Origin of the sequence: Bacillus sp. Root920, assembly GCF_001429445.1 — a bacterium.
In the GTDB taxonomy this organism is placed as follows: domain Bacteria; phylum Bacillota; class Bacilli; order Bacillales; family Bacillaceae; genus Bacillus; species Bacillus safensis.
In genome coordinates this window covers 56092-78646 of the sequence record NZ_LMJV01000010.1, presented here as the reverse complement: position 1 = coordinate 78646, position 22555 = coordinate 56092, and the positions used below count along the sequence as shown (strand labels likewise).

21 protein-coding genes are annotated in these 22555 nt (G+C 41.5%); 11 read left to right on the top strand and 10 right to left on the bottom strand.

Features of this window, described 5'->3' with window-relative positions; all coding sequences use genetic code 11:
* The first annotated feature begins 79 nt into the window (after positions 1-79).
* Positions 80-1432 carry an amidohydrolase family protein gene (locus ASE42_RS16470; RefSeq protein ID WP_056768208.1) on the top strand — a complete coding sequence of 451 codons (1353 nt, stop codon included), beginning with the start codon at positions 80-82 and terminating at the stop codon, positions 1430-1432.
* A gap of 38 nt (positions 1433-1470) precedes the next feature.
* Here ASE42_RS16470 and ASE42_RS16465 read toward each other — a convergent pair whose 3' ends face one another.
* From ASE42_RS16465 to ASE42_RS16420, 10 genes are all read right to left on the bottom strand, one after another.
* Entirely contained in the window at positions 1471-3408 is a 1938-nt protein-coding gene (locus ASE42_RS16465; protein WP_056768206.1) for an ABC transporter permease, read from the bottom strand.
* Positions 3398-4159: an ABC transporter ATP-binding protein gene (locus ASE42_RS16460; protein ID WP_024426158.1), complete on the bottom strand. Its 762-nt coding sequence runs from the start codon at positions 4157-4159 to the stop codon at positions 3398-3400. Before ASE42_RS16460 ends, ASE42_RS16465 begins: the two co-directional genes overlap by 11 nt.
* Positions 4160-4264: 105 nt before the next feature.
* Complete coding sequence (locus tag ASE42_RS16455) at positions 4265-5269, bottom strand: sensor histidine kinase (RefSeq protein WP_056768202.1); 1005 nt, start codon at positions 5267-5269, stop codon at positions 4265-4267.
* Complete coding sequence (locus ASE42_RS16450) at positions 5269-5958, bottom strand: response regulator transcription factor (protein WP_056768201.1); 690 nt, start codon at positions 5956-5958, stop codon at positions 5269-5271. Before ASE42_RS16450 ends, ASE42_RS16455 begins: the two co-directional genes overlap by 1 nt.
* 109 nt (positions 5959-6067) lie before the next feature.
* Positions 6068-6988, bottom strand: coding sequence for an iron-hydroxamate ABC transporter substrate-binding protein (locus ASE42_RS16445; protein WP_056768200.1), 921 nt, complete (start codon positions 6986-6988; stop codon positions 6068-6070).
* A gap of 197 nt (positions 6989-7185) precedes the next feature.
* Positions 7186-7785: a response regulator transcription factor gene (locus ASE42_RS16440; protein ID WP_024424818.1), complete on the bottom strand. Its 600-nt coding sequence runs from the start codon at positions 7783-7785 to the stop codon at positions 7186-7188.
* Positions 7782-8918, bottom strand: coding sequence for a sensor histidine kinase (locus ASE42_RS16435; protein WP_056768199.1), 1137 nt, complete (start codon positions 8916-8918; stop codon positions 7782-7784). The genes ASE42_RS16440 and ASE42_RS16435 overlap by 4 nt, the downstream gene beginning before the upstream one ends.
* A 118-nt stretch (positions 8919-9036) precedes the next feature.
* Complete coding sequence (locus ASE42_RS16430; RefSeq protein WP_024424816.1) at positions 9037-10092, bottom strand: fatty acid desaturase; 1056 nt, start codon at positions 10090-10092, stop codon at positions 9037-9039.
* A 187-nt stretch (positions 10093-10279) separates the two neighbouring features.
* Positions 10280-11722 carry a DEAD/DEAH box helicase gene (locus ASE42_RS16425; RefSeq protein ID WP_056768198.1) on the bottom strand — a complete coding sequence of 481 codons (1443 nt, stop codon included), beginning with the start codon at positions 11720-11722 and terminating at the stop codon, positions 10280-10282.
* 112 nt (positions 11723-11834) lie between these two features.
* A complete protein-coding gene (locus ASE42_RS16420) occupies positions 11835-12638 on the bottom strand; it encodes an NAD kinase (RefSeq protein ID WP_024424814.1) in 804 nt (267 codons plus the stop codon).
* A gap of 445 nt (positions 12639-13083) precedes the next feature.
* Here ASE42_RS16420 and sppA point away from each other — a divergent pair, with 445 nt between their 5' ends.
* The 10 genes from sppA to argH all read left to right on the top strand — a co-directional run bounded on the left by sppA (position 13084) and on the right by argH (position 22514).
* A complete protein-coding gene (sppA, locus tag ASE42_RS16415; RefSeq protein ID WP_056768192.1) occupies positions 13084-14085 on the top strand; it encodes a signal peptide peptidase SppA in 1002 nt (333 codons plus the stop codon).
* A 14-nt stretch (positions 14086-14099) separates the two neighbouring features.
* Positions 14100-14624: an RDD family protein gene (locus ASE42_RS16410; protein WP_024424812.1), complete on the top strand. Its 525-nt coding sequence runs from the start codon at positions 14100-14102 to the stop codon at positions 14622-14624.
* Positions 14625-14722: 98 nt separating this feature from the next.
* Complete coding sequence (locus ASE42_RS16405; RefSeq protein WP_034624208.1) at positions 14723-15430, top strand: DUF2953 domain-containing protein; 708 nt, start codon at positions 14723-14725, stop codon at positions 15428-15430.
* Between the two features lie 14 nt (positions 15431-15444).
* Positions 15445-15897 (top strand): GerW family sporulation protein, encoded by a 453-nt coding sequence (gene ytfJ, locus ASE42_RS16400; RefSeq protein ID WP_007501733.1) that lies wholly within the window; start codon positions 15445-15447, stop codon positions 15895-15897.
* 112 nt (positions 15898-16009) lie between these two features.
* The gene (gene tpx / locus ASE42_RS16395) at positions 16010-16510 is read left to right on the top strand and encodes a thiol peroxidase (RefSeq protein WP_024424810.1); all 501 of its coding nucleotides are present in this window, start codon (positions 16010-16012) and stop codon (positions 16508-16510) included.
* Positions 16511-16598: 88 nt separating this feature from the next.
* Complete coding sequence (locus ASE42_RS16390) at positions 16599-17573, top strand: class I SAM-dependent methyltransferase (protein ID WP_025092266.1); 975 nt, start codon at positions 16599-16601, stop codon at positions 17571-17573.
* A gap of 380 nt (positions 17574-17953) precedes the next feature.
* On the top strand, positions 17954-19138 hold the full coding sequence (locus ASE42_RS16385) for an acetate kinase (RefSeq protein ID WP_024424808.1): 1185 nt from the start codon (positions 17954-17956) through the stop codon (positions 19136-19138).
* 105 nt (positions 19139-19243) lie between these two features.
* Positions 19244-19759 (top strand): molybdenum cofactor biosynthesis protein B, encoded by a 516-nt coding sequence (locus ASE42_RS16380; RefSeq protein WP_056768188.1) that lies wholly within the window; start codon positions 19244-19246, stop codon positions 19757-19759.
* 173 nt (positions 19760-19932) lie between these two features.
* The gene (locus tag ASE42_RS16375; RefSeq protein WP_024424806.1) at positions 19933-21144 is read left to right on the top strand and encodes an argininosuccinate synthase; all 1212 of its coding nucleotides are present in this window, start codon (positions 19933-19935) and stop codon (positions 21142-21144) included.
* A complete protein-coding gene (argH, locus tag ASE42_RS16370; protein WP_056768171.1) occupies positions 21141-22514 on the top strand; it encodes an argininosuccinate lyase in 1374 nt (457 codons plus the stop codon). The genes ASE42_RS16375 and argH overlap by 4 nt, the downstream gene beginning before the upstream one ends.
* The last annotated feature ends 41 nt before the right edge of the window (positions 22515-22555 follow it).

The window sequence follows — 22555 nt, the reverse complement described above, 5'->3', positions numbered from 1 at the left end:
TTCTAATTTGATCCTGTTCTGTTTTAAAATGTCATTGAGGCGGGGCATTTATCCTCGTCATTTGAAAAGGGGGATATGGATGAAGAAAACATTGTTTAAAGATGCAGCTCTCTTAACACTGGATCCATCTTTAGGTTTTCTTGAAAAGGGAGATTTGTTAATTGAAGGGAAACATATTTTAGAAGTTAGGCCTTCAATTGAAGTAAGTGATGCAGACATCGTTGATGCATCTGATATGGTCATCATGCCAGGTCTTGTAGATACACATCGGCATGTGTGGCAGTCTGTCATCCGGGGCATAGGGACGGATTGGTCTTTGCAGACATATTTGAGCAAAATCTATTATGGCAACTATGGAGCGATGAGACGCCCATCCGACGATCGAATCGCCAATTATTTAGGGGCATTAGAGGCTTTAGATGCAGGTGTGACCACGTTCTTAGACTGGACGATGATCAATTCAATGGATCATACAGAAGAGCTCATTGAAGGATTAAAAGATGCGGGCATACGAGCTGTTTTTGCTTTTGGGTCCTCTGGAGATGCTGAATATTGGGATAGAGAGAGTACGCTCACTAATATGGAGGACGCAGCACGTGTGAAAAAAGCGCATTTTCAATCATCAGATCAGCTTTTAACAATGGGACTTGCGATTCGTGGACCAGAGTTTTCATCATGGGAGACGTCGGTATTTGAAATTGAAACAGCCCGGTCTCTAGATGCTCTATGCAGTATGCACATCGGCTTTGGGAATTGGGGAGCGGAGGATCGATCGATTGAGCGGCTTCACTTAGCAGGGTTACTCGGACCGGATTTGAACATGGTGCATATTAATGCAATTGATGCGGATCAAATGAAGATGCTGGCAGACAGCGGAAGCTCCATATCCATTACCCCTGAAATTGAAATGATGATGGGTCACGGTTATCCTGTCACAGGACTTGCGATTGAACAAGGTGTTCTTCCAACACTCGGTGTAGACGTAGTGACAGCGACAGGAGGAGATTTGTTTGCCCAAATGAAATTCGGACTTCAAGCAGAGCGCGCGATCCAAAATCAATCGTTGTTAATGGATGGGGTCATGCCGGGGCCTGAACTTGGGCTGTCTGCTCATCAAATGCTTGAGGCTGCGACGATCAATGGGGCTCGTGCATTACAGCTCGATCATAAAATTGGGTCGCTTACACCTGGGAAAGAAGCTGATTTCATCCTAATCGACCGGACAAGCATGAATCTTCTGCCGATGACAGATCCGGCTGGCGCGGTTGTCCAAACGGCACATCCTTCAAATGTTGATTCTGTTTATGTGGCTGGAAAAGCAGTGAAACGAAACGGAAAGCTTGTTGATGTGAACCTAGAAGAGGTCAAACGAAAAGCTTATACAGCAAGAGACCATATTTTATCACACAAGTTTGAATCGACACCTTCGTAAATAAAATAACCCCATAGGCGTTGCCTATGGGGAATTGTTTACAAGGATTCTTTGATGACCTTTTTATAATATTGGACAGACAGGAATCCGAAGACAGAATAGAGGGCAGTGTAAATCGACATGACGATAAGCATTGGAGTCCACAATTCTCCGCCGAACAAAAACCAGCCTGATTGTACAGCAAAGTAGCTGTGCAGCAATCCGATGATGAGCGGAATCCCAAAGTTAAACAGCTGTTTCAGCCGGATGCCTTTTAATAGATCCTTCTCAGTAAAACCAAGCTTACGCAAGATCGTGTAGGAGCTTTGTTCCTCTTCACTTTCATTCATTTGTTTAAAGTATAAAATACAGCCTGATGTGACAAGGAAGCTGAGACCTAAAAATCCGACCACAAACATCATTAGTCCTATTGTTTGTTTTTGCTGCTGAGCTGAAGCTAATTGAGACATGCTTTTGTCACTTAGTTTTAAAGATGTAAACACGCGATTTGCTTGTTCAAGATTTTTATTATCTTTTATATTGACTGCGTTATATTGGCTATTCTCAAACTGCAGCTTTGGATCTTTCTGTTTGTCGAGCTGCTCAAAAACATGTTGACTCACGACGGCAACAGGCAGACCGCCAAAAGTGAAGTTGTATGAAATGAGATAATCTTTCTTCATATCCATGACTTTCAAATCAACAGGCTCCTTGATGAGAAGCTTCACATCGCCTGAGCTTTGAATCGGCATGAATTTCTTTAATAAATCACTGTAGCCGCTTAAAATAACTTCGTTGTTCTCTACATGAATATTTGGTGCGTTTTTCTCACTGATCACAGGCAGTGTCAATACGCCTGGTTCATTATTCACACTTTTTAACTCTGAATCCATGATTTTTTTCGCATCAAATTTCGCTTGAATCACTTTGACCTGCTTTTGATCATAAGCAATATGTTTGTCAGAAAGTGCACGAGTGAAGGTGGCTGCTTCTTTTTCTGAGCCCATGACGAAATGAGCTGGAATTTGCTGCTCAGCGGTTTTTTCTGCTGAGTAATAGGAAATGTAGCTAAGAGCCAGCAAACCGATGGCAAGTGCAGATACGGTTGTAATAATCGTTAAAAGCAGTGCATTTGATTTTAGCCTGAACATAATGGATGACAAAGATAACACTTCATGAATGGCGAGATAGCCATTTTTTCTTTTACGTACGATATTGGCAATGAAAGAAACAGAGCCTTTATAAAAAAGAAAGGTACCGATGATGACTGAGGCTAGAATATAAATCATGGCTAAAAGTAACTCAAACATCGACGTATATGAGCCGGTAAAAAGCTTAGAAGAAATATAATAGCCTGAGCTGATCAAGACAATACCGAAAACCCCAATGATGATTTCAAACACAGAGATCTTTTTCACACGCTGTTCTGTCGAAGATGTTGTTCTAAACAAAGATAAAATCGTCTGTTTTTTAATAAAACGCCTATTTCTCAGCATAATCAATCCATAGATAATGAAAAAGACAATAAGTGTTTGCAGAAGGGCCATGCCTGAAAAATGCAGATTGGCGATGGCGTTAACGCCAGTCACTTTAAATAACACCATCAGCATCAGCTTTGAACCGATAAAGCCGGCAATGATGCCGATAACCATGGCTGTCACGTACAGGATAAAGTTTTCTGCATTGAGCAGTCTGGCAATTTTTTGTTTCGTCATGCCGATGAGCTGCAGGAGACCTATTTCTTTTCCTCTGCGTTTAATAAAAATGCTATTCGCATATAGCAGGAAAATACCGACGATCGCAATGAGCAGAACCGAAGCGGCTTTAATTGAAGCGCCGCCTTTAATGGAGCCTTTTACACCATCAAGTGCTGGCGAGTACTGCAAGGTGACAAAGGAAAAATAGAGCGCGACACTAAACACGAGAGCAAACACATATAAATAGTAATTCTTCAAATTTTTCTTCAAGTTACGGAAGATGAGCTGATTAATGTTCATGCTTCACACCGCCTAAGACACCTTGCGTTTTCATAATATCTTCGAAAAACATTTTTCTTTCTAAAGCGCCTTTATTCAACTGTGTATAAATCTGTCCATCCTTGATAAAAATGACGCGGCTTGAATAGCTGGCTGCGACAGGATCATGAGTTACCATCACAATGGTCGCTTTTCGTTTGCGATTGAAATCTTGCAGTTTGTTGAGCAGGTCAGATGCCGATTTGGAATCAAGTGCCCCTGTAGGTTCATCAGCGAAAATAAGACTTGGTTCATGAATGAAGGCACGAACCGCCGATGTCCGCTGCTTTTGTCCGCCAGAGAGTTCATTCGGATATTTATCTCTTAGTTCATAAATGCCCATGTCTTCTGCGAGCTGCTGAAAACGTTCAAAAGCTTCTTTTTTTGGTGTTTTGGAGATGGATAAAGGCAAAAGAATATTTTCTTTGACCGTGAGTGTATCAAGTAAATTATAATCTTGAAAAACAAAGCCAAGCTGCTTTTTTCTAAATTCCGCGAGCTGCTGATCCTTCATTTGCGTCATCTCAGCATCTGCAATACGAATGGATCCGCTGGACACATGATCGATAGAGGACAATACGTTCAGAAGGGTTGTTTTCCCCGAGCCTGATGGCCCCATGATACTAACAAATTCCCCGGCTTCAATGGTCAAATCAATGCCGCTGAGCACCTCTTGTTTGTTGAATTTATTTCCATAGCTTTTATAAATTTTGCGAGCTTCTAAAATGTTCATTTGCTGAACCCCTTTTTCTTTTAATTGATACCTCTAGTATAAAAAGAAGGCTGCCAAACGTCCTTCGATTTGGCGAACAAAACAGACGAGCATGTGACATTGTTGTCACATGCTCGCAATATGAACAAAATCATTCTTTTTCGGAAAGATGAAGGTGAAGGTTGTCCCTTGATCTATCGTGGAGTTGACCTCGATCGTCATATGAAGAGCGTCTGCTCCTTTTTTCGTTAAATAGAGCCCCATTCCTGTTGAGGCGGTGTCATTGTGATGTCTAGTTGAGGTAAAGCCTTTTTCAAAAATACGAGAGATGTCTCTTGGATCAATTCCTCTGCCTTGATCTGTAATCGTCAGCATGACTTGGTCATTTAGTTGCTTGCTTTCAATGACAATATCGGAAGAATGGCTGTATTTGACTGCATTTGTGAGTACCTGTCTAATCATAAAGGATAACCATTTTATATCACTTAATACGGTGCGTTCCTCCAGCGTCAGCTCAAAGCCGATTCCTTTTTGCATACACCAGGATTGGAGCGCTTTGATTTCTTTCGCTATGATGCTTTGCAGGTCCAGCTTTTCAATGAATAAATCATTTTCGATATGACGTACTCTGCTTTGGTGCAGCTGGGCATCAAGTAATAAATGTATTCTGAGCCACTCATACGTCATATTTGATTTCAGCGGCTGATCTGTTAATCGGTCAATCATTAAGCGCATCGCTGTAAGGGGGGTTTTGACCTCATGTATCCAAGAGAGCAATTCATCTTTTTCTTCTTCGAGAGCGATTTTCTGCTCTGCTGCCATCTGCCGGTAGCGTGCAATTTGCTCTGACGTTGCATCATGGATGAGCTGCTCAAATGGGGAAGAGGGGGTTAGCCGTATTTGATGTTCAATGTCATCATCCCATTCTTTCAACTTCTCATAATAAGCCGTTTCTTTTCGGTATCGGAAAAAGAGAAAGACAATCATGAGAAACGTAGACAATAGCACAATATAAAAAAGAGAAGCGATTGGAATGGTCGTATCCAAATAAGCAACAAACAGAATGAGGAGCTGCAAACTAAGAAAGAAAAGAATCCAGCTTCTTCGTTCTTTTAAAAATGCTTGCAGCATCATTGATCATCCTTTTCCTTTGCAAGATAGCCTTGACCCACTTTTGTCTCAATGAAGGCGCCAAGGGAGATCTCGTCTAGTTTTTTTCTGAGGCGGTTGACGTTTACAGTCAGTGTGTTGTCACTGACAAACCGTTCATCCTCCCACAATGCTTGAATGAGTGATTCACGGCTGACGATATGATTTTTATGCTGAATCAATTCCTTGAGAATAAATAACTCATTTTTTGTTAATTCAACCTCACCATGATCGTTTGTTACAGTATTTTTTTCTAGGTCAATCGCAGCGCCGCACCATACCTTTAGGCTGGCCGGTTCTGCACTATAATCATGCACGCGGCGAAGAACAGCACTTATTTTGGCAATGAGCACGTCAAAATGGAAGGGCTTTTGCACAAAATCATCGGCACCGAGCTGCATTGACATGACCATATCAGCTGGATGGTCTCTTGAGGAGAGGAAGATGATTGGAACATTTGAATGATGCCGAATCATCCGGCACCAGTGAAAGCCATCGTATTTTGGCAGCTGTATATCTATAATGACAAGATCAGGCTGGACAGACGTGAATTCCTGAAGCACCTGATGAAAATTTTGAATCCCATAGACATCATAGGACCAGTTAACTAGACGTTCTTTGATTTCCTGGAAGAGGGTTGTATCATCTTCAATTAGTAAAATCTTAAACAAAATCAGCACCACACTTTTTGTATTCGCTTGTTGTCATTGTAGCGGAAAAAAGGCCCTGCCGCTAGAACCAGACAAGAAAAAAGCAAGGGAAGAGGTCCCTTGCTTCAGCTTATTTACCTAAAAAGTGCTTTTTAAAGAATGATAGTTGGAATTCAAGTGTGAGTGGGTCATTAAAATAGAATTCCTCTGCATTGGCTTCATACACACGATGTTTTTTGACAGCTGGGATGGACTTGTAAATTTCACTGTTTTGATAGGAATTGTCCATTTCGCTGTTTTTACTAATGATCATATAGTCTCCAGCAAATTCAGGAATGACTTCCTGTGAAACCGCGTAGTAGCCGGCTTTTAATGCTTTTTCTTTCACTTTCTCAGGCATTTTCAGTTTCATTGCTTGATAGAGAATTTCTGTTCCGCGGCCCCATGCATCTCCAAAGACGTAAAGATCTTTTGTGCCGCTTTCAAAGACAGAAACTGTTGCATCTTTACCGATTTTTGCTTTGATTTCTTTTCCAGCTTCAGCTGCGCGTTTTTTGAAATCTTTTACCCAAGCTGTTGCTTCTTTTTCTTTGTTTAAAACTTTTCCAATTTCAATGTGCTGCTGAAGGTAATCCACTTTGTTATACGTAAACAAAACGGTTGGTGCGATTTTTTTGAGTTTTTCTACATTTTTAGTATTGCTTAAGCCAATGATGACATCAGGCTTTAGCTTCATGATTTTCTCTACATTTGCATCAGATACTTCTTCCACATTTTTTAATTTCTTTTGGAAACGCGGATTCTTTTTGGACCAAGAGTCAACGCCGACAAGGTTCACACCAAGTGACATGACATTCCCTGTGTAAGAACCGAGCACAACAACACGTTTTGGATGCGCTGGCAGCTTCACAGGCCCATTTTCAGATTGATATGTAATTTTGTCTGATGATGCTGATTGATTTCCTTTATTTGAGGAAGAGCTGCTGCTATTGCCACATGCGCTCAATGCAAGTACAAAAATGAGCATCAGAGGGAACAATATTTTCTTCATGAATGTAGACTCCTTTGAAATCGGCGCATAAGCCGGATATTGGTTGTATTAGTGATAATGATAATTATTATCACTTGGATATCATATCATAAGACTGTAGGCTGTTGTCAATGACATTTTGATAGCTGGTAATAAAAAATAAAGGGGGGATTTTCAATAAAAAAAGATCAAGGCAGCGTGTGTCCTGATCTTTTTTCTTATTTAAACCAGCCTTTTTCTTTTGAGCGTGTAATGGCCTCGATGCGGTTTTTCACTTCCAGCTTATCTAAAATAATGGAAATGTAGTTCCGGACAGTGCCGCTTTTGATGCTGAGTTCTTTTGCAATTTCTTTTGTGTTTTTACCGTCTGCGACGAGTTCAAGGACCGATTTCTCTCGCTCCGTTAATGGATTTTCATCACTATATAAGTCTTCCATCAATTCAGGGGCATACACCTTTTTCCCTTTCATCACACTGCGAATCGCACTTGCCAGCTCCTCGCTTGGACTGTCTTTCAGCATGTAGCCGCTGACGCCCGCTTTTAGCGCCCTTTGGAAATAGCCGGAGCGGGCAAAGGTCGTTAAAATAATGATTTTCACATCTGATCCTTTGAGCTCTTCCGCTGCATCAAGTCCGGATTTTCCCGGCATTTCAATATCCATTAAGCAAATATCAACAGGGTGTGTTTTGGCAAAATCGATGGCATCTTGGCCATTTGTTCCTTTCCCAACAACCGTCATATCGTCTTCTAAATCGAGAAGTGAACCGAGTGCACCAAGCAGCATTTGCTGATCTTCCGCGATAAAGATATTGATCATTTCAATCCCTCCTTTTCTTTTGCTGCTGAATCATTTGGAATGCTCATAATGAGCTTTGTCCCGTCCTTTGTTTCAATACGCAGGCGGCCATTTGCAAATTCCAATCTTTCTCTTATTCCTAAAAGGCCGTGACCCTTCGTTTGAGAGGATGAATAGTCGCCTTTAAAAGTTCCGTCGTCCTCAACGGTGATGATGGCTTCCTTTGACTTTTGGTGAATGGTGATTTTACAAACCGTTGCATCACTATGTTTGACGACATTCGTCACCGCCTCTTTGATGCACATGCTCACAATGTTTTCGTTCAGAAGTGAGATGTGTTTCGGTGCTTCCTTTTCATCATAAATCAATTCAATTCCAGCTGCTTCGAGAATTTGCTCGATGTTCGACATTTCATCTTTAATTCGGATGCCTTTCATCGAGGAAACAATCTTCCGCACTTCATTGAGAGACGTTCTGGCGGTCTGCTGGACGCTTTTGAGTTCGGCACGAGCCTGTTCAGGGTCTTTATACACGAGTTTACGGGCAAGATCACTTTTTAAACCGATCAAAGAAAGCTTTTGTCCAAGGGTGTCATGCAGGTCGCGTGCAATGCGCTGCCTTTCTTCAAGCTTCACAAGATCTGCAATCCGTTCATTGGCATATTCTAATTTCTCCTCAAGCCGTTCACGTTCCTTCCTGCTCCGAATGCTGAGAGGAAGAAGAATGGCACTAATCAGAGTGATGACGACAAAAGGAATTTGTGTGAGAAACCAGCCCTTTTTTAAGATCAAACTAAAGTTCACTGCCACGGCGGCGCTCGCCAGATGGATATAGTACAAGATATAAAAGGGAACTTTTCGTTTAATATGTCCGTTAAAATAGGCGATGCAAAAAGCGAAATAAATATAGCTGTAGAGCATCACATAACCAGTTGAAATGCCGATCAATAATAGGCCAAAGACATATAATGACCAGCCTTTTGCAACAAAGGCAAAACGATACACAGCGAAAAAGACGACGTTCAAAATAATGCCGATCACAATACCTAAAGTCGAAGGTGTCTTAAGGATAAAATAGAAGGGCAGGATGAAAAAAATGGCCCATATATAGGGGGAAATCCCATGCAATTTTTGAAGTTTAAACTGTTTTTTCATCCGTGTGCCACCTTTTTTCGTTTTTCATTGTTTTTCCTTACTTTATCAAATTCAGCCTATTGGTGCATCCTGTAAATGACAACAAGCCCCTTCTCGTGTAAGAAAGAGCCTGCGCCGATTATGCATTTTTCTTGAGAATGTCTCCTTTGATAACAGGAACGTTCATCTTCTTAGATTGCCGTGCTTCTCTAAACGTCACAAATGCTTTCGTTTCCTCATCCCACAGTCTAAATTTCATCGACTCAAGGCTTGTTTTCAACGTGATGGTCGGGACATTTTGCAGCGGTTCACTTTGGTCATGGGCATGCTCTAAAAGATAATTCGGTACTCTTGGGCTTAAATGATGGACATGATGGTAGCCGATATTACCTGTTAACCATTGAAGAAGCTTTGGCAATTTGTAAAAGGAGCTTCCTTCAACAGCTGCCTGCACATAGTTCCAATGTTCATCTGCTTCAAAATAAGAGTCCTCAAACGTATGCTGTACATAAAACAACCATACACCGATAGATCCTGAGATCAGGAAGATCGGACCTTGAACAAGCAGGAATTCCTGCCAGCCAAAAAGAAGACATGTTGCGGCTGCTAACGCAATGATGCTCACGTTGGTGAAATACGTGTTCCAACGCTCCTTTTTACGAGCATTTTTGACGTTGAAACGGTTTTTTAAGAGAAAGACAAAGATCGGTCCTAAAATAAACATCACAAAAGGGTTACGATAAAATCTGTAGCGAAATTTCGTCCATGCTGATGCTTCTTGATATTCTTTGACTGTTAGGAGCCAAATGTCGCCAGTACCTCGTTTGTCTAAATTACTGCTTGTGGCATGGTGAATTGAATGATCTCGTTGCCATTGAAGATAAGGGAAAAGGGTGAGTACGCCCGTTAAAAAACCGAACAGGTGATTCAGCGGCTTCTGTTTAAAAAAGGATTGATGGCAGCAGTCGTGAAAAATAATAAAGACACGCACTAAAAAACCAGCTGCAATAACCGCAAAAAAGAGGGTTAAAAGGTAGGAGATATTCAGGCTATAATAGGCAAGAAACCAAAGCCCTAAAAATGGAATGAATGTATTAAAGAGTTGAATGATACTTTTTTTCGAATCAGCACCAGAGAACTGACCCACTTGTTTTCTTAAAGTAGCTTGCTGCTGTGTGTTTGTTGAAGTCGTCATGAACGTTCAAGTCCTTTCCGTTTCTTTCTACTTCAAAGTATAGAAGGAAAGGTGTCATGCTCATAGTAGCACCCATCATGTATTCAATATGACATTTGTCATGTTTGTCATCAAAAAGGCTGATGGGATACGGTTTTGAGCTTATTTCAATATAAATAAAAAAGTAAAGGCGCTGGGCCCTCACTTTTTATGAACGTGCTTCATGTACTTTTAACTGCTTGCCTTTAATGGTTGTGTGGCGCATGGCATTCAGCACAAGGGGGCCTTTACCGTTTAAAATATCTACATATGTTTTTGTGTCTTGAATCGTAATAATCCCAATGTCATCGAATGCAACGCCTTCTATTTTGGCAATGGTCCCAACGAAATCAACAGCCCGCAGCTTCTTTTTCTTTCCGCCGTTAAAATAGAGCTTCATAATATCCTTCTCAACGCCTGCCTGTTTATTTTCCTTTTGAACAGGCGTTTCAATTTTCTCTTCGAAGCTTTCTACATGCTCCTCTGCTTCTTCCTTTGTCGGATAAGGCTGAGTTTGAAAGTCTATGCCGGCATCCTGCTTTAATTCATCAATAAGCGGTTTTGCATTCTTTGTCATAAACGCAATCGTTTTCCCGCTTTTTCCCGCTCTGCCTGTTCTGCCAGTCCGGTGAATATAGCGCTCTTTTTCATAAGGGAGATCATAATGAATGACATGTGTCATATCACTGACATCAATTCCCCGGGCTGCTATATCTGTTGCGATCAGATAACGGAATTCACCTTTTTTAAATTCATCCATCACATCAAAGCGGTCTTCCTGTCTCATGCCGCCATGAATTTTGTCACAGGGCACATCCCATTCGTCCAGCTTCAGCGTGAGTTCATTCACCCTGTCTTGTGTATTACAGAAAATAATGCAGCTATCTGGATTTTCAATGACGATCGTACGCTGAAGAAGGGAGAATTTCGATTCTTCTTCCGTTTCAATGACGGTGTGGGTGATTTGCTGTACAGACGTTTCTTCACGTGCAACCTCAATGACTTTTGGTGATTGTAAAAACTGTTCGCTCAATTTCTTCATGTCATCAGACATTGTCGCTGAAAACAGCATCGACATGCGCTTTGGCGGCAGATACTGAATAATAGAAGAGACTTGATCGATAAATCCCATGTTCAGCATCTCATCCGCTTCATCTAACACGAAAAATTTGAGATTTTCTAAAGAAAGGGTGCCTTTCTCAAGGTGATCCAAAATGCGGCCTGGTGTCCCGCACACAATATGGTTTTTCTGTGAAAGCTCTACTTTCTGCGCTTGAAAAGAGGCTTTTCCATAAATGGCTGCGGCTTTGATTCGTTTGAACCGCCCAAGGCTTGTGAGGTCTTGTTTGACCTGCATGGCGAGTTCTCGTGTCGGAACGAGGATGAGGGCTTGAGGTTTATTTTCAGCCCAATCAACCATTTCACAAATCGGCAGACCATAGGCTGCAGTCTTGCCGCTCCCAGTCTGAGATTTGACGATTAAATCCTGCTTTGAAAAAGCAACGGATAATGTCTCGTGCTGAACGGGTGTAGGTGTATGGAAGCGAAGCGCTTCTAACGCTTGTTTCAATTCATCACTTAATGGATATTGATCAAAATGTCGTAATGTCATCGTGTTCTCCTTTTCGTACATTCATACTTGTGACATCATACCATAACCATGGCCGTGAATGAAAAGACATAAAAAAAGCCCCGTAAAGGAGCTTTCAGCGCGCGGACAAATCTCAAAGGAATCTGCGTTTTACTTTTTCCCAGTAAGAGTTGTCTTTTAATTTCACCGTTTTAATGACTTTTCCTGAAAGGCCAATGTCAATTTGTTTGACGTGTTTTGTGCCGAGCGCTTCGTTATCAAGCCCGATAATTGGATGATCGTTTCCATCCTGCACTACCTTGAGCGTCAGCTTGCGGTCACTGCTCAAGATGAAAGGAGCGCCTAATGTACGGTACGAGTTGTTATTCAGCGATGCAAGCTCTGTGACTTGCATACAAGGAAGCATCGGATCAACCACGGCGCCGCTCACGGATTTATTGTAAGCCGTTGAACCAGTCGGAGTGGAAATAATCATGCCGTCGCCTCTAAAAGTTTCAAAGTGGAAATCATCTATATACACATCGATCACAAATGTTTTAATAATGCTGGAGCGGATCGACAGTTCATTTAAGCAATGGAACTGGTTTGTGCTGTCAACGCTTACATCGATGATCGGATATTTTCTCACTTCAAGCTGTTCAGTGTTCATGGCATCAATCATTTTATCAAAATGCTCTAACGAGAAATCGCAGTATAGGTGCGTATTTTCTGATTTTGATACCCCTACATACAAGCAGTCATCCCGGAAGTTTGTTTTACGTACTGCTTGAAGAAATGTGCCATCCCCGCCAATTGAAGCAATAATATGGGCATCCTCTGCACGCTTGACGACGTGAAAGCCCTGATCGGTAGCGAGCTTCTCGAGAGAAGAAATGTGTCCATCCAATTCATGATCTTTTTTGTAAAAGAAAAATACATTGCGACGATTGTCTGTCATTGACGTTCTCCCCTTTGCTGTCAAAAATAATTTTCAATGATAAAGGGCTTACATGAAAACCCTTGCTCACATTTTACACTTTTTTCATATGAAAGTAAAAACTTTAGAAAGAACCATCTGAGGATCGGATTGCTTTATGAGAAATGAGTCGATGTGAGTGATTTGAAATGGCTGAATCCTGAGCATAATTGAATAGCCGTTTTCTCATGAAAGAATGGTTTAGGTGTTTCGTTGCGGTGAAGATATAGCCTATTAGGTGCAGTTAGAGGATAAAAAAGCCAATTTTTCGTCATGCGCATGTCTAAGTAGACGATGTAAAGTTGATCGTTATTTAAGAGAGGTGCTATCATATGCCTACATGAAATGTAAAAAAACCACAATTCCTGTGAAACATTTCTTGTGGGCATTCGTATGAATGAAGTGAGATAAAAAGGAGGAGAAAAAGATGAATGCGAAAAGATGGGTAGCGCTAATTATTGCACTTGGTGTTTTCGGATTTTCAATTGTGATTAGTGTCACGATGGCCTTGTTCGATAGCTTCAATGACAATAAAATGAGCTATCAATTCGGGGATGAAATAGAAGAGAAGGTACTAGAGAATGGCAGCGGTGCAGGCAAGATTGCTGTTCTTGAGATTAATGGAACCATTCAAGATAATGGCGGCGCATCGAGCCTATTAGGCGGAGAAGGTTATGATCATCGTGCATTCCTCAAGGAACTAGATAAGGCGAAAGAGGATGCTTCTGTAAAAGGTGTACTTCTGCGCGTAAACTCTCCTGGCGGCGGTGTCTATGAAAGTGCTGAAATACATAAAAAATTAGAAGAAGTGAAAAAAGCGAAGAAGCCGATTTACGTATCTATGGGTTCAATGGCAGCTTCTGGCGGCTACTACGTGTCAACTCCAGCGAAGAAAATCTTTGCTTCACCTGAAACATTAACAGGGTCGTTAGGGGTCATCATGCAAAGCTTAAATTATTCTAAGCTCGCAGATAATCTAGGTATTAAATATGAAACGATTAAGAGCGGGAAATTCAAAGATATCATGTCTCCAAACCGTGATATGACAAAAGATGAGCGCAACATCATGCAAAGCATGGTCGATAACTCTTATGAAGGATTTGTCAAAGTAATCTCGGAAGGACGCGGCATGTCAAAACAGGAAGTCAAGAAAATTGCCGACGGCCGGGTATATGACGGGACACAGGCAAAATCGAACGGATTAGTCGATGAGCTTGGGTATTATGAAGATGCATTAAAAGCGATGAAGAAAAATGAAAAAGGCTTAAAAGGAGCAACAGTGGTCGGCTATTCTCAAAGCTTTGGCTGGAACTCTCTCTTCAACATGAGTGCAAGCAAGCTCTTTAAAAGCGAAATTGATTTTCTGAATTTAAAAGAAACACTGGCTGGCTCAAATGGGTCTAAACCGATGTATCTCTATTCAAAATAAAGGAGGGATCATAGATGGATTCTACATTCGATGAAGTAAGCGAAAGCCGCAGCCAAGAGGAAGAATCGAAGCCGGCCTTTGTGAAGCGCGCTTCAATTGAAGCACAGGCGTTTGCAGGTTTTTGGATTAGATTTTGGGCATTTATTCTTGATTGGCTCGTCGTCTGGGGTGTAAACCATTTGACGGTTTCTCCAATCTTTAGTCTGTTTGGCTGGTCCAAAGGAGGGGGATGGTTTTCTCCATTTTCCGTCACAACGACGATTGTATTCCTCCTTTATTTCGCCATCATGACGAAAATCTTTCAACAAACACTTGGCAAGATGGTGTTTGGAATTAAAGTGGTCTCACTTCAGCCTGAGAAGAAGCTGGCATGGGATGTTATTTTCTTTAGAGAGATTGTGGGGCGCTACATTAATACGATCTTTATTCTCTATGCTATCGTTGGGTTCTCACCGAAAAAGCAAGGGGTTCATGATTACTTTGCCGATACGGTGGTCGTCCATGAACATTTATATGAAAAAACAGAATCAAACGTATAATCAGAGGAGTTTGGCCGGGTACCGGTCAAACTCTTTTTTGTTGATTGGGTATAAAATCCAGAATGAGAGCCATAATCGTAGGGGAAGCATCATTTGTTATGGAGGAAGTGAGCACAGTGCTTTACGTTTGGATCGCAGCGTTTTTGCTTCTTGGGATCTTGTTGATTTTCATGAAAGTAACCATTTCGCTGGACTATTCGCATACAAACGACAATGACCACATTGCACTGAAGGTCATCACCTTATATGGATTGGTCAGACTCAAAAAAGATATTCCGATGGTGAGGGTCAATCCAGAAGACCAAACGATTGATATTCGTGAAAAGAAAATGGAAAGCGCTAAAAACCCTGATCACGAAAAAGAATCGATGCATAAAAAAGTAGGAAAGCGTGATATGAAGCAAATCCTTCATCAAATGGAGCGCATCACAAAAGAGATTGTCGATTTAAATCGGATCATGCGCAAATTCTTCATTCACATAAGGGTTGTCTCATTTCACTGGTCGACATGGATCGGCTTTCATGACGCCGCTTTAACAGGTGTAGCAGCCGGCGGTGTGTGGTCAGTGAAAGGAGCACTGCTTGCCTTTATGCAGGAGCATCTCACCTTTAAGCATAAACCGGTGTATGAAGTCATTCCGGCTTTTCAGCACAATGTGTCACAGACTCAGTTTACATGTATAGCATATTTTCGTATTGGACATGCTATGCTTGCAGCCATTCGTTTACTTGTCCATTGGTTAAAAGGAAGAAAGGCGAGAAAAAGTGCCTCTCTTCAAGCAACGAAGAATGAATCATCTGTTTAAGGAGGAACCCGAAAATGGCAGATCATCCAATCCAAGGTCTCATGAAGACAGCGATGGAAAACTTAAAAGAAATGATAGATGTGAATACAATCATCGGCGATCCAGTCGAAACCCCTGACGGCAGTGTCATTCTCACTGTGTCAAAGGTTGGTTTTGGATTTGCAGCCGGCGGCAGTGAATTTAACGGGAACCAAAAGAAAGAAAAACGTTCTGATGAACAGGAACGAAAAGAGCCGAGACTCCCATTTGGCGGCGGAAGCGGCGGCGGGGTGTCGATTACACCAATCGCCTTCTTAATTGTAGGAACAAACGGAGTTCGAATGCTTCATTTGGATGAACACACACATCTGCTCGATAAAATATTGGATTCTGCTCCTCAAGCAATTGAACGTCTTCAGCACATGTTTAAGAAGGATGAGCGGGAGCACCGTCACAAAGAACGAAAACTAGATGACATAGACCTTTAAAAAGTTAGCTGCGCTGCAGTTAACTTTTTTTGCAAAAGGGACGATTAGGCTTTGCAGTTTTTTGCTTTCTCTACTATGATAGAACCATACATTTGAAAAGGGAGGAATTGTTTTGGCATCGATCACATTTAAAGGAAGTCCTGTCACGCTTGTAGGAAATGAAGTAAAAGTAGGCGAGCAGGCTCCTGATTTTACGGTATTAACGAACTCACTTGGAGAAGTTTCACTTTCTGATTTAGCAGGAAAAGTGACGATCATCTCAGTGATTCCTTCTATTGATACAGGTGTGTGTGACGCACAAACAAGACGTTTCAATGAAGAGGCAGCCGGTTTAGGTCCGGTCAATATTTATACGATTAGTGCAGACCTTCCATTTGCACAAGCACGCTGGTGCGGAGCAAACGGAATTGAAAATGTCGAAACATTATCTGATCACAGAGATATGTCATTTGGTGAAGCATTCGGAGTGTATATGAAAGAATTGCGTTTATTGGCGCGTGCAGTCTTTGTATTAGACCCTAACGGAAAAGTGGTTTACACTGAATACGTAAGTGAAGCAACGAATCACCCAAATTATGAAAAAGCCATTGAAGCTGCAAAATCACTGTTATAAAAGCAGCATCGACAAGAGCTCCGGCTTCATCCTGGGGCTCTTTTCAATGAGAACATATAGCTTTTAACAAAGCGAGGAGAGAAAAGCATTGCAGAAAGATCAAGTAAGTACTATTTTTGAACTGCTCGATACAGCTTCTATTCGATTAAAAAAGGAACAGGGCATTTCCTATATTGAAGCATTGGCAGAAGCAGGAGAAGCCTTTTTCCAAGCAAATGATCGAAACGGTTTATTAAAGGATTTAATAGAAAAGGCAGATTTTGCTTCTTATGATCATGAGCAGATTCGTAAAGCGTTTCAGCTCGCCGTATTGAAAGGTCAAAAGGATATTTCTCATCCAAATCGCCAGATGACACCAGATACGATTGGACTGTTTGTCAGTTATTTGGTGAATAAATTTTTAGACGGTCAAAAAGAGCTTGTAGTCTTTGATCCAGCAGCGGGAACAGGAAACTTACTTCTTGCTGTTTTAAATAATCTCACTGCAGAAACAAAACGCGGCTTTGCATCTGAAATTGATGATGTGCTCATTAAAATTGCTTGGGCGCAGGCGAATTTAGAGGAGAAAGAAGTTGAGCTTTTCCACCAGGACAGTCTTGAGCCGCTTCTGATCTCACCGGCAGATGTCACTGTATGCAGTCTCCCAGTGGGCTATTATCCGAATGATGAGCGTGCAGCAGACTTTGAACTAAAGGCAAAAGAAGGACATGCCTTTGCCCATTATTTATTCATTGAACAAAGCCTTCGCTACACGAAAGAAGGCGGCTTCTTATTCTTCATCATTCCAAATGATTTGTTTGAAGGAAAAGAGAGCGTACAATTAAAGGATTTCATCAAAGATCATGCGTATATGAATGCGTTAATTCAGCTGCCAGTGTCCATGTTTAAGGATAAAAAACACGCCAAAAGCTTATTTGTGATGCAAAAGAAAAAAGAAGGGCTGAAAGCACCAAAACGAATGCTGTTTGCCAATCTTCCATCTTTCTCACAGAAGGAAGCAATGGTCGGTGTGATGAGAAAATTAGACCAGTGGTTTATAGAAGAAAAAGAAACAAAAGAATAGCCAGAGTGATTTCTGGCTATTTCAGCGTGTAGACAAACCCTCGCATTCGCCCGCAGGTCTGCGCTCCGGTGCTCGCCCTTCCTAGAGCTGCAAAGGTTTTCTATCACGCTGAAAAGAAAACAAAGAGCTAAAATAAAAATCATTTTAGCTCTTTGTCAATAATCTGGATATTTTACTATTCAGAAAATAACGACTTATTGATGTAAGCGATAACAGTTTGAAGGTGCACTTGAAATGCAAAGTTTTCAATGTTTAAATGAAAAAGTCAGATATTTTTCGGACTTATCGTTAAACTATAAAAGACCCGTCAAACAGGTTGAATATAGCACCGGAAAAAACGTGAAACCTTATATAACAACTGAGTAAAAGGAGCGACAGTAATGTCCAAAATTATTGCAATTAACGCAGGAAGCTCATCTCTTAAATTCCAATTGTTCGACATGCCAGAAGAAACCGTTTTAACAAAAGGGCTTGTTGAAAGAATCGGAATGGACAACAGTATCTTCACGATTTCTGTAGATGGAGAAAAGAAAACAGAAGTGACAGATATTCCAGATCACGCAGTAGCGGTCAAAATGCTGCTTGAAAAACTAACTGAATTTCACATCATCAAAGACTTTAATGAAATTGATGGCGTAGGACACCGCGTTGTTCACGGCGGAGAGAAATTCAGCGATTCTGTTCTTTTAACTGATGAAGTGATCAATGACATTGATCAGCTTTCAGAGCTTGCACCACTTCACAACCCTGCAAACGTTGTAGGAATCAAAGCATTCAAACAAATTCTGCCTGACGTACCAGCGGTTGCTGTGTTCGATACAGCATTCCACCAAACTATGCCAGAGCAGTCTTACCTATACAGCCTTCCGTACGACTACTACAAAAACTTTGGTATTCGTAAATACGGATTCCACGGGACAAGCCACAAGTTCGTTACAGAGCGTGCAGCAGAGCTATTAGGCCGTCCGCTAGAAGAGCTTCGTCTGATTTCTTGCCACCTTGGAAATGGTGCGAGTATTGCAGCAGTCGAAGGCGGAAAATCAATCGATACATCTATGGGCTTTACACCACTTGCAGGTGTTGCAATGGGTACACGTTCTGGTAACATTGACCCTGCCCTTATTCCATTTATTATGGAAAAAACAGGACATACTGCTGAAGAAGTGCTTTCTACTTTGAATAAGAAGAGTGGTCTTTTAGGTGTGTCTGGTCTGTCAAGTGACCTTCGTGATATCGAAGAAGCAACAGAAGAAGGAAACGACCGTGCAGAAGTTGCTCTTGATATTTTTGCGAGCCGTATTCATAAATATATCGGTTCTTATGCAGCAAGAATGAATGGCGTAGATGCGATCATCTTCACAGCTGGAATCGGTGAAAACAGTTCAGAAGTAAGAGCACGTGTACTTCGTGGTCTAGAATTCATGGGCGTTTACTGGGATCCTTCTTTAAACAACATGAGAGGCGAAGAAGCATTCATCAGCTACCCGCACTCTCCTGTAAAAGTGATTGTCATCCCTACAAACGAAGAAGTAATGATTGCAAGAGACGTTATGCGTTTAGCGTAATCAAGTTTGAAAAGCTCTTTTCCAATAAGGAAAAGAGCTTTTTTCTGTTGAAAGCAGCATGCTATAATGTTGTCCAATATGAAGCAAAAGGGAGCGGTGCGAAAGATGAGCGTGACAGAACATAAACGTGAGGCGAAAGAAAGGCTTTATGTGAAAGTCATTACGGTCAGTGATACAAGAACGAAAGATACAGATAAAAGCGGCCGTCTGATGATTGATTTGGTCAAAGAACAGGGACATCTTGTTCTTGCATACGATATTGTAAAAGATGATATAGGATCGATTCAAGACGCTGTGCTCGAAGGAACAAGTGAACCGAAAATAGATGCCGTCTTGTTAAATGGCGGAACAGGGATTGCCGCAAGGGATGTGACCATTGAAGCGATCACTCCTCTTTTTTCCAAGGAACTGCCTGGCTTTGGTGAAATCTTCCGCATGCTCAGTTATACAGAAGACATAGGTTCAGCTGCTATTTTATCCAGGGCAACGGCAGGGGTCGTCAATCAAAAGGCTGTCTTTGCCACGCCGGGATCTACCGGAGCCGTTCGTTTAGCCATGACCAAACTCGTGATTCCAGAGCTTCCTCATGTCTTACGAGAGCTTGAAAAGGATCAAAAATAGCCCAAAATGACTCTGCCAAGAAAATTTGGCAGAGTTTTTTTCATAAAGGGGTTGAAAAAACAATTTTTCCTTGTTACAGTGTATACATACTAAATGCATGTTTATAAATTAAAACTTATTTTTATGCAAAAAACATTCACAGAATCAAAACAAGCGAGAGGAGCTTTTCAATCATGTCACAAAATAAAAAAGTCGTATTAGCATATTCCGGAGGTCTTGATACCTCTGTTGCAGTTAAATGGTTACAAGAGCAAGGATACGAAGTCGTTGCTTGCTGCCTGGACGTAGGTGAAGGAAAAGATTTAGCATTCGTTCAACAAAAAGCACTTCAAGTCGGAGCGGTTCAATCATACATGATTGACGCAAAAGAAGAATTTGCTGAAGAGTTTGCACTCACTGCATTACAAGCACACACAATGTATGAAGGAAAATATCCACTAGTATCTGCACTATCCCGTCCGCTTATTGCAAAAAAATTAGTGGAAGTAGCAGAAAAAGAAAATGCAGTAGCAGTTGCTCATGGATGTACTGGAAAAGGGAACGACCAAGTTCGTTTTGAAGTATCCATTAAAGCATTAAATCCAGACCTAGAAGTTCTTGCACCAGTGCGTGAATGGAAATGGTCTCGTGATGAAGAAATCGATTATGCACAAAAACACGGTATTCCAATTCCGATTAACTTAGACAGCCCATATTCAATCGACCAAAACCTTTGGGGCAGAAGTAACGAATGTGGCATTTTAGAAGATCCTTGGGCTGCGCCGCCAGAAGGTGCATACGATCTGACAAATCCACTTGAAAAAACGCCTGACACACCTGAAATCATTGAAATCACGTTTGAAAAAGGAAAACCGACAGCCATTGACGGTATCCAGTATTCATTATCTGATCTCATCCTTCATTTAAATGAAGTCGCTGGTCAGCATGGTGTTGGCAGAATCGATCACGTTGAAAACCGTCTTGTCGGCATCAAATCTCGCGAAGTGTACGAATGCCCAGGTGCAGTCACACTTCTAAAAGCGCATAAAGAGCTTGAAGACTTAACGCTAGTCAAAGAAGTCGCTCACTTTAAACCAATCGTTGAACAAAAAATGGCTGAATTAATATACAACGGCTTATGGTTCTCACCGCTTAAAGAAGCACTAGATGCATTCTTACAAGAAACACAGCAGAACGTAACAGGTGTTGTACGTGTGAAACTATTTAAAGGTCATGCCATTGTAGAAGGACGTAAATCACCATATTCACTTTATGATGAAAATCTAGCCACTTATACAAAAGCAGATGAATTCGATCATGATGCAGCTGTAGGATTTATTAATCTTTGGGGCTTACCGACAAAAGTAAACAGCATCGTGAATAAAAAGGAGCAGGTTAAAGCATGAAAAAGCTTTGGGGAGGCCGATTTCAAAAAACACCAGAAAAATGGGTCGATGAGTTTGGCGCGTCCATTCATTTCGACAAACAATTAGTCAAAGAAGATCTGACCGGCTCCCTTGCTCATGCAAGTATGCTGAATAAATGCGGTATCCTCGGCGATGAGGAGGCCGCTGCCATCAAAGACGGACTAAATACGCTCATGAAAAAGGCAGAGGCGGATGAGCTGGAATTCTCAGTCGATTATGAGGACATTCATTTAAACCTTGAGAAAATGCTCATTGATGAGATTGGTCCGCTTGGCGGCAAATTGCACACAGCGAGAAGCCGGAATGATCAAGTTGCAACCGATATGCACTTGTATTTGAATAACCAAGTCGAGCATATCATTGAACTGATCTCTTCCTTTCAAACGGTGCTTGTAGAAAAGGCAGAACAGCACGTTGAAACGATTTTTCCAGGATATACGCACCTGCAGCGTGCACAGCCTATTTCGTTTGCCCATCATATGCTTGCCTATTTCTGGATGCTTGAGCGTGACAAAGCGCGCTTTCAAGATTCATTGAAGCGAATTAACGTGTCGCCGCTTGGATGCGGAGCGTTAGCAGGAACGACATTCCCGATTGATCGTGAATATACAGCAGAGCAGCTTGGCTTTGACCACATTTACGAAAACAGCCTCGATGGTGTGAGTGACCGGGACTTCATTTTAGAGTTTTTGTCTAATAGCAGTCTTGTGATGATGCACCTCTCACGTTTTTGTGAGGAAATCATTTTATGGTGCTCGCAAGAATTCAAATTCATTGAACTCGATGATACGTATGCAACAGGCAGCAGCATGATGCCGCAGAAGAAAAACCCGGATATGGCTGAATTAATCCGCGGGAAAACAGGCCGTGTGTATGGCAACCTGATGGGGCTTCTCACGATTATGAAAGGCTTGCCGCTTACGTATAACAAAGATCTGCAAGAAGATAAAGAAGGCATGTTTGATACAGTGAAAACCATCGCTGGCAGCCTGCAAATCTTCATAGGAATGATCCAAACGATGACAGTGAACGAAGATGTCATGAAAAAGGCAACAAAAGAAGATTTCTCAAATGCGACAGAAGTGGCAGACTACCTTGCGAAAAAAGGCATGCCATTCCGTGAAGCACACGAAATCGTTGGCAAGCTTGTGTACACATGTATTCAAAAAGGTATCTACTTAAGTGACCTTCCTTTTGAAACATTCACAGAAGCAAGCGATCTTTTTGAACAAGACATTTACACTGTTCTTGATCCATATGTTGCGGTTGAAAAAAGAACAAGTGCAGGCGGAACTGGATTTAAACAAATTCAGCTCGCTTTAGAAAAAGCAAAAGCATGCCTGGCGTAACTTATTAAAACCATTCGTTTATACGGATGGTTTTTTTGTCA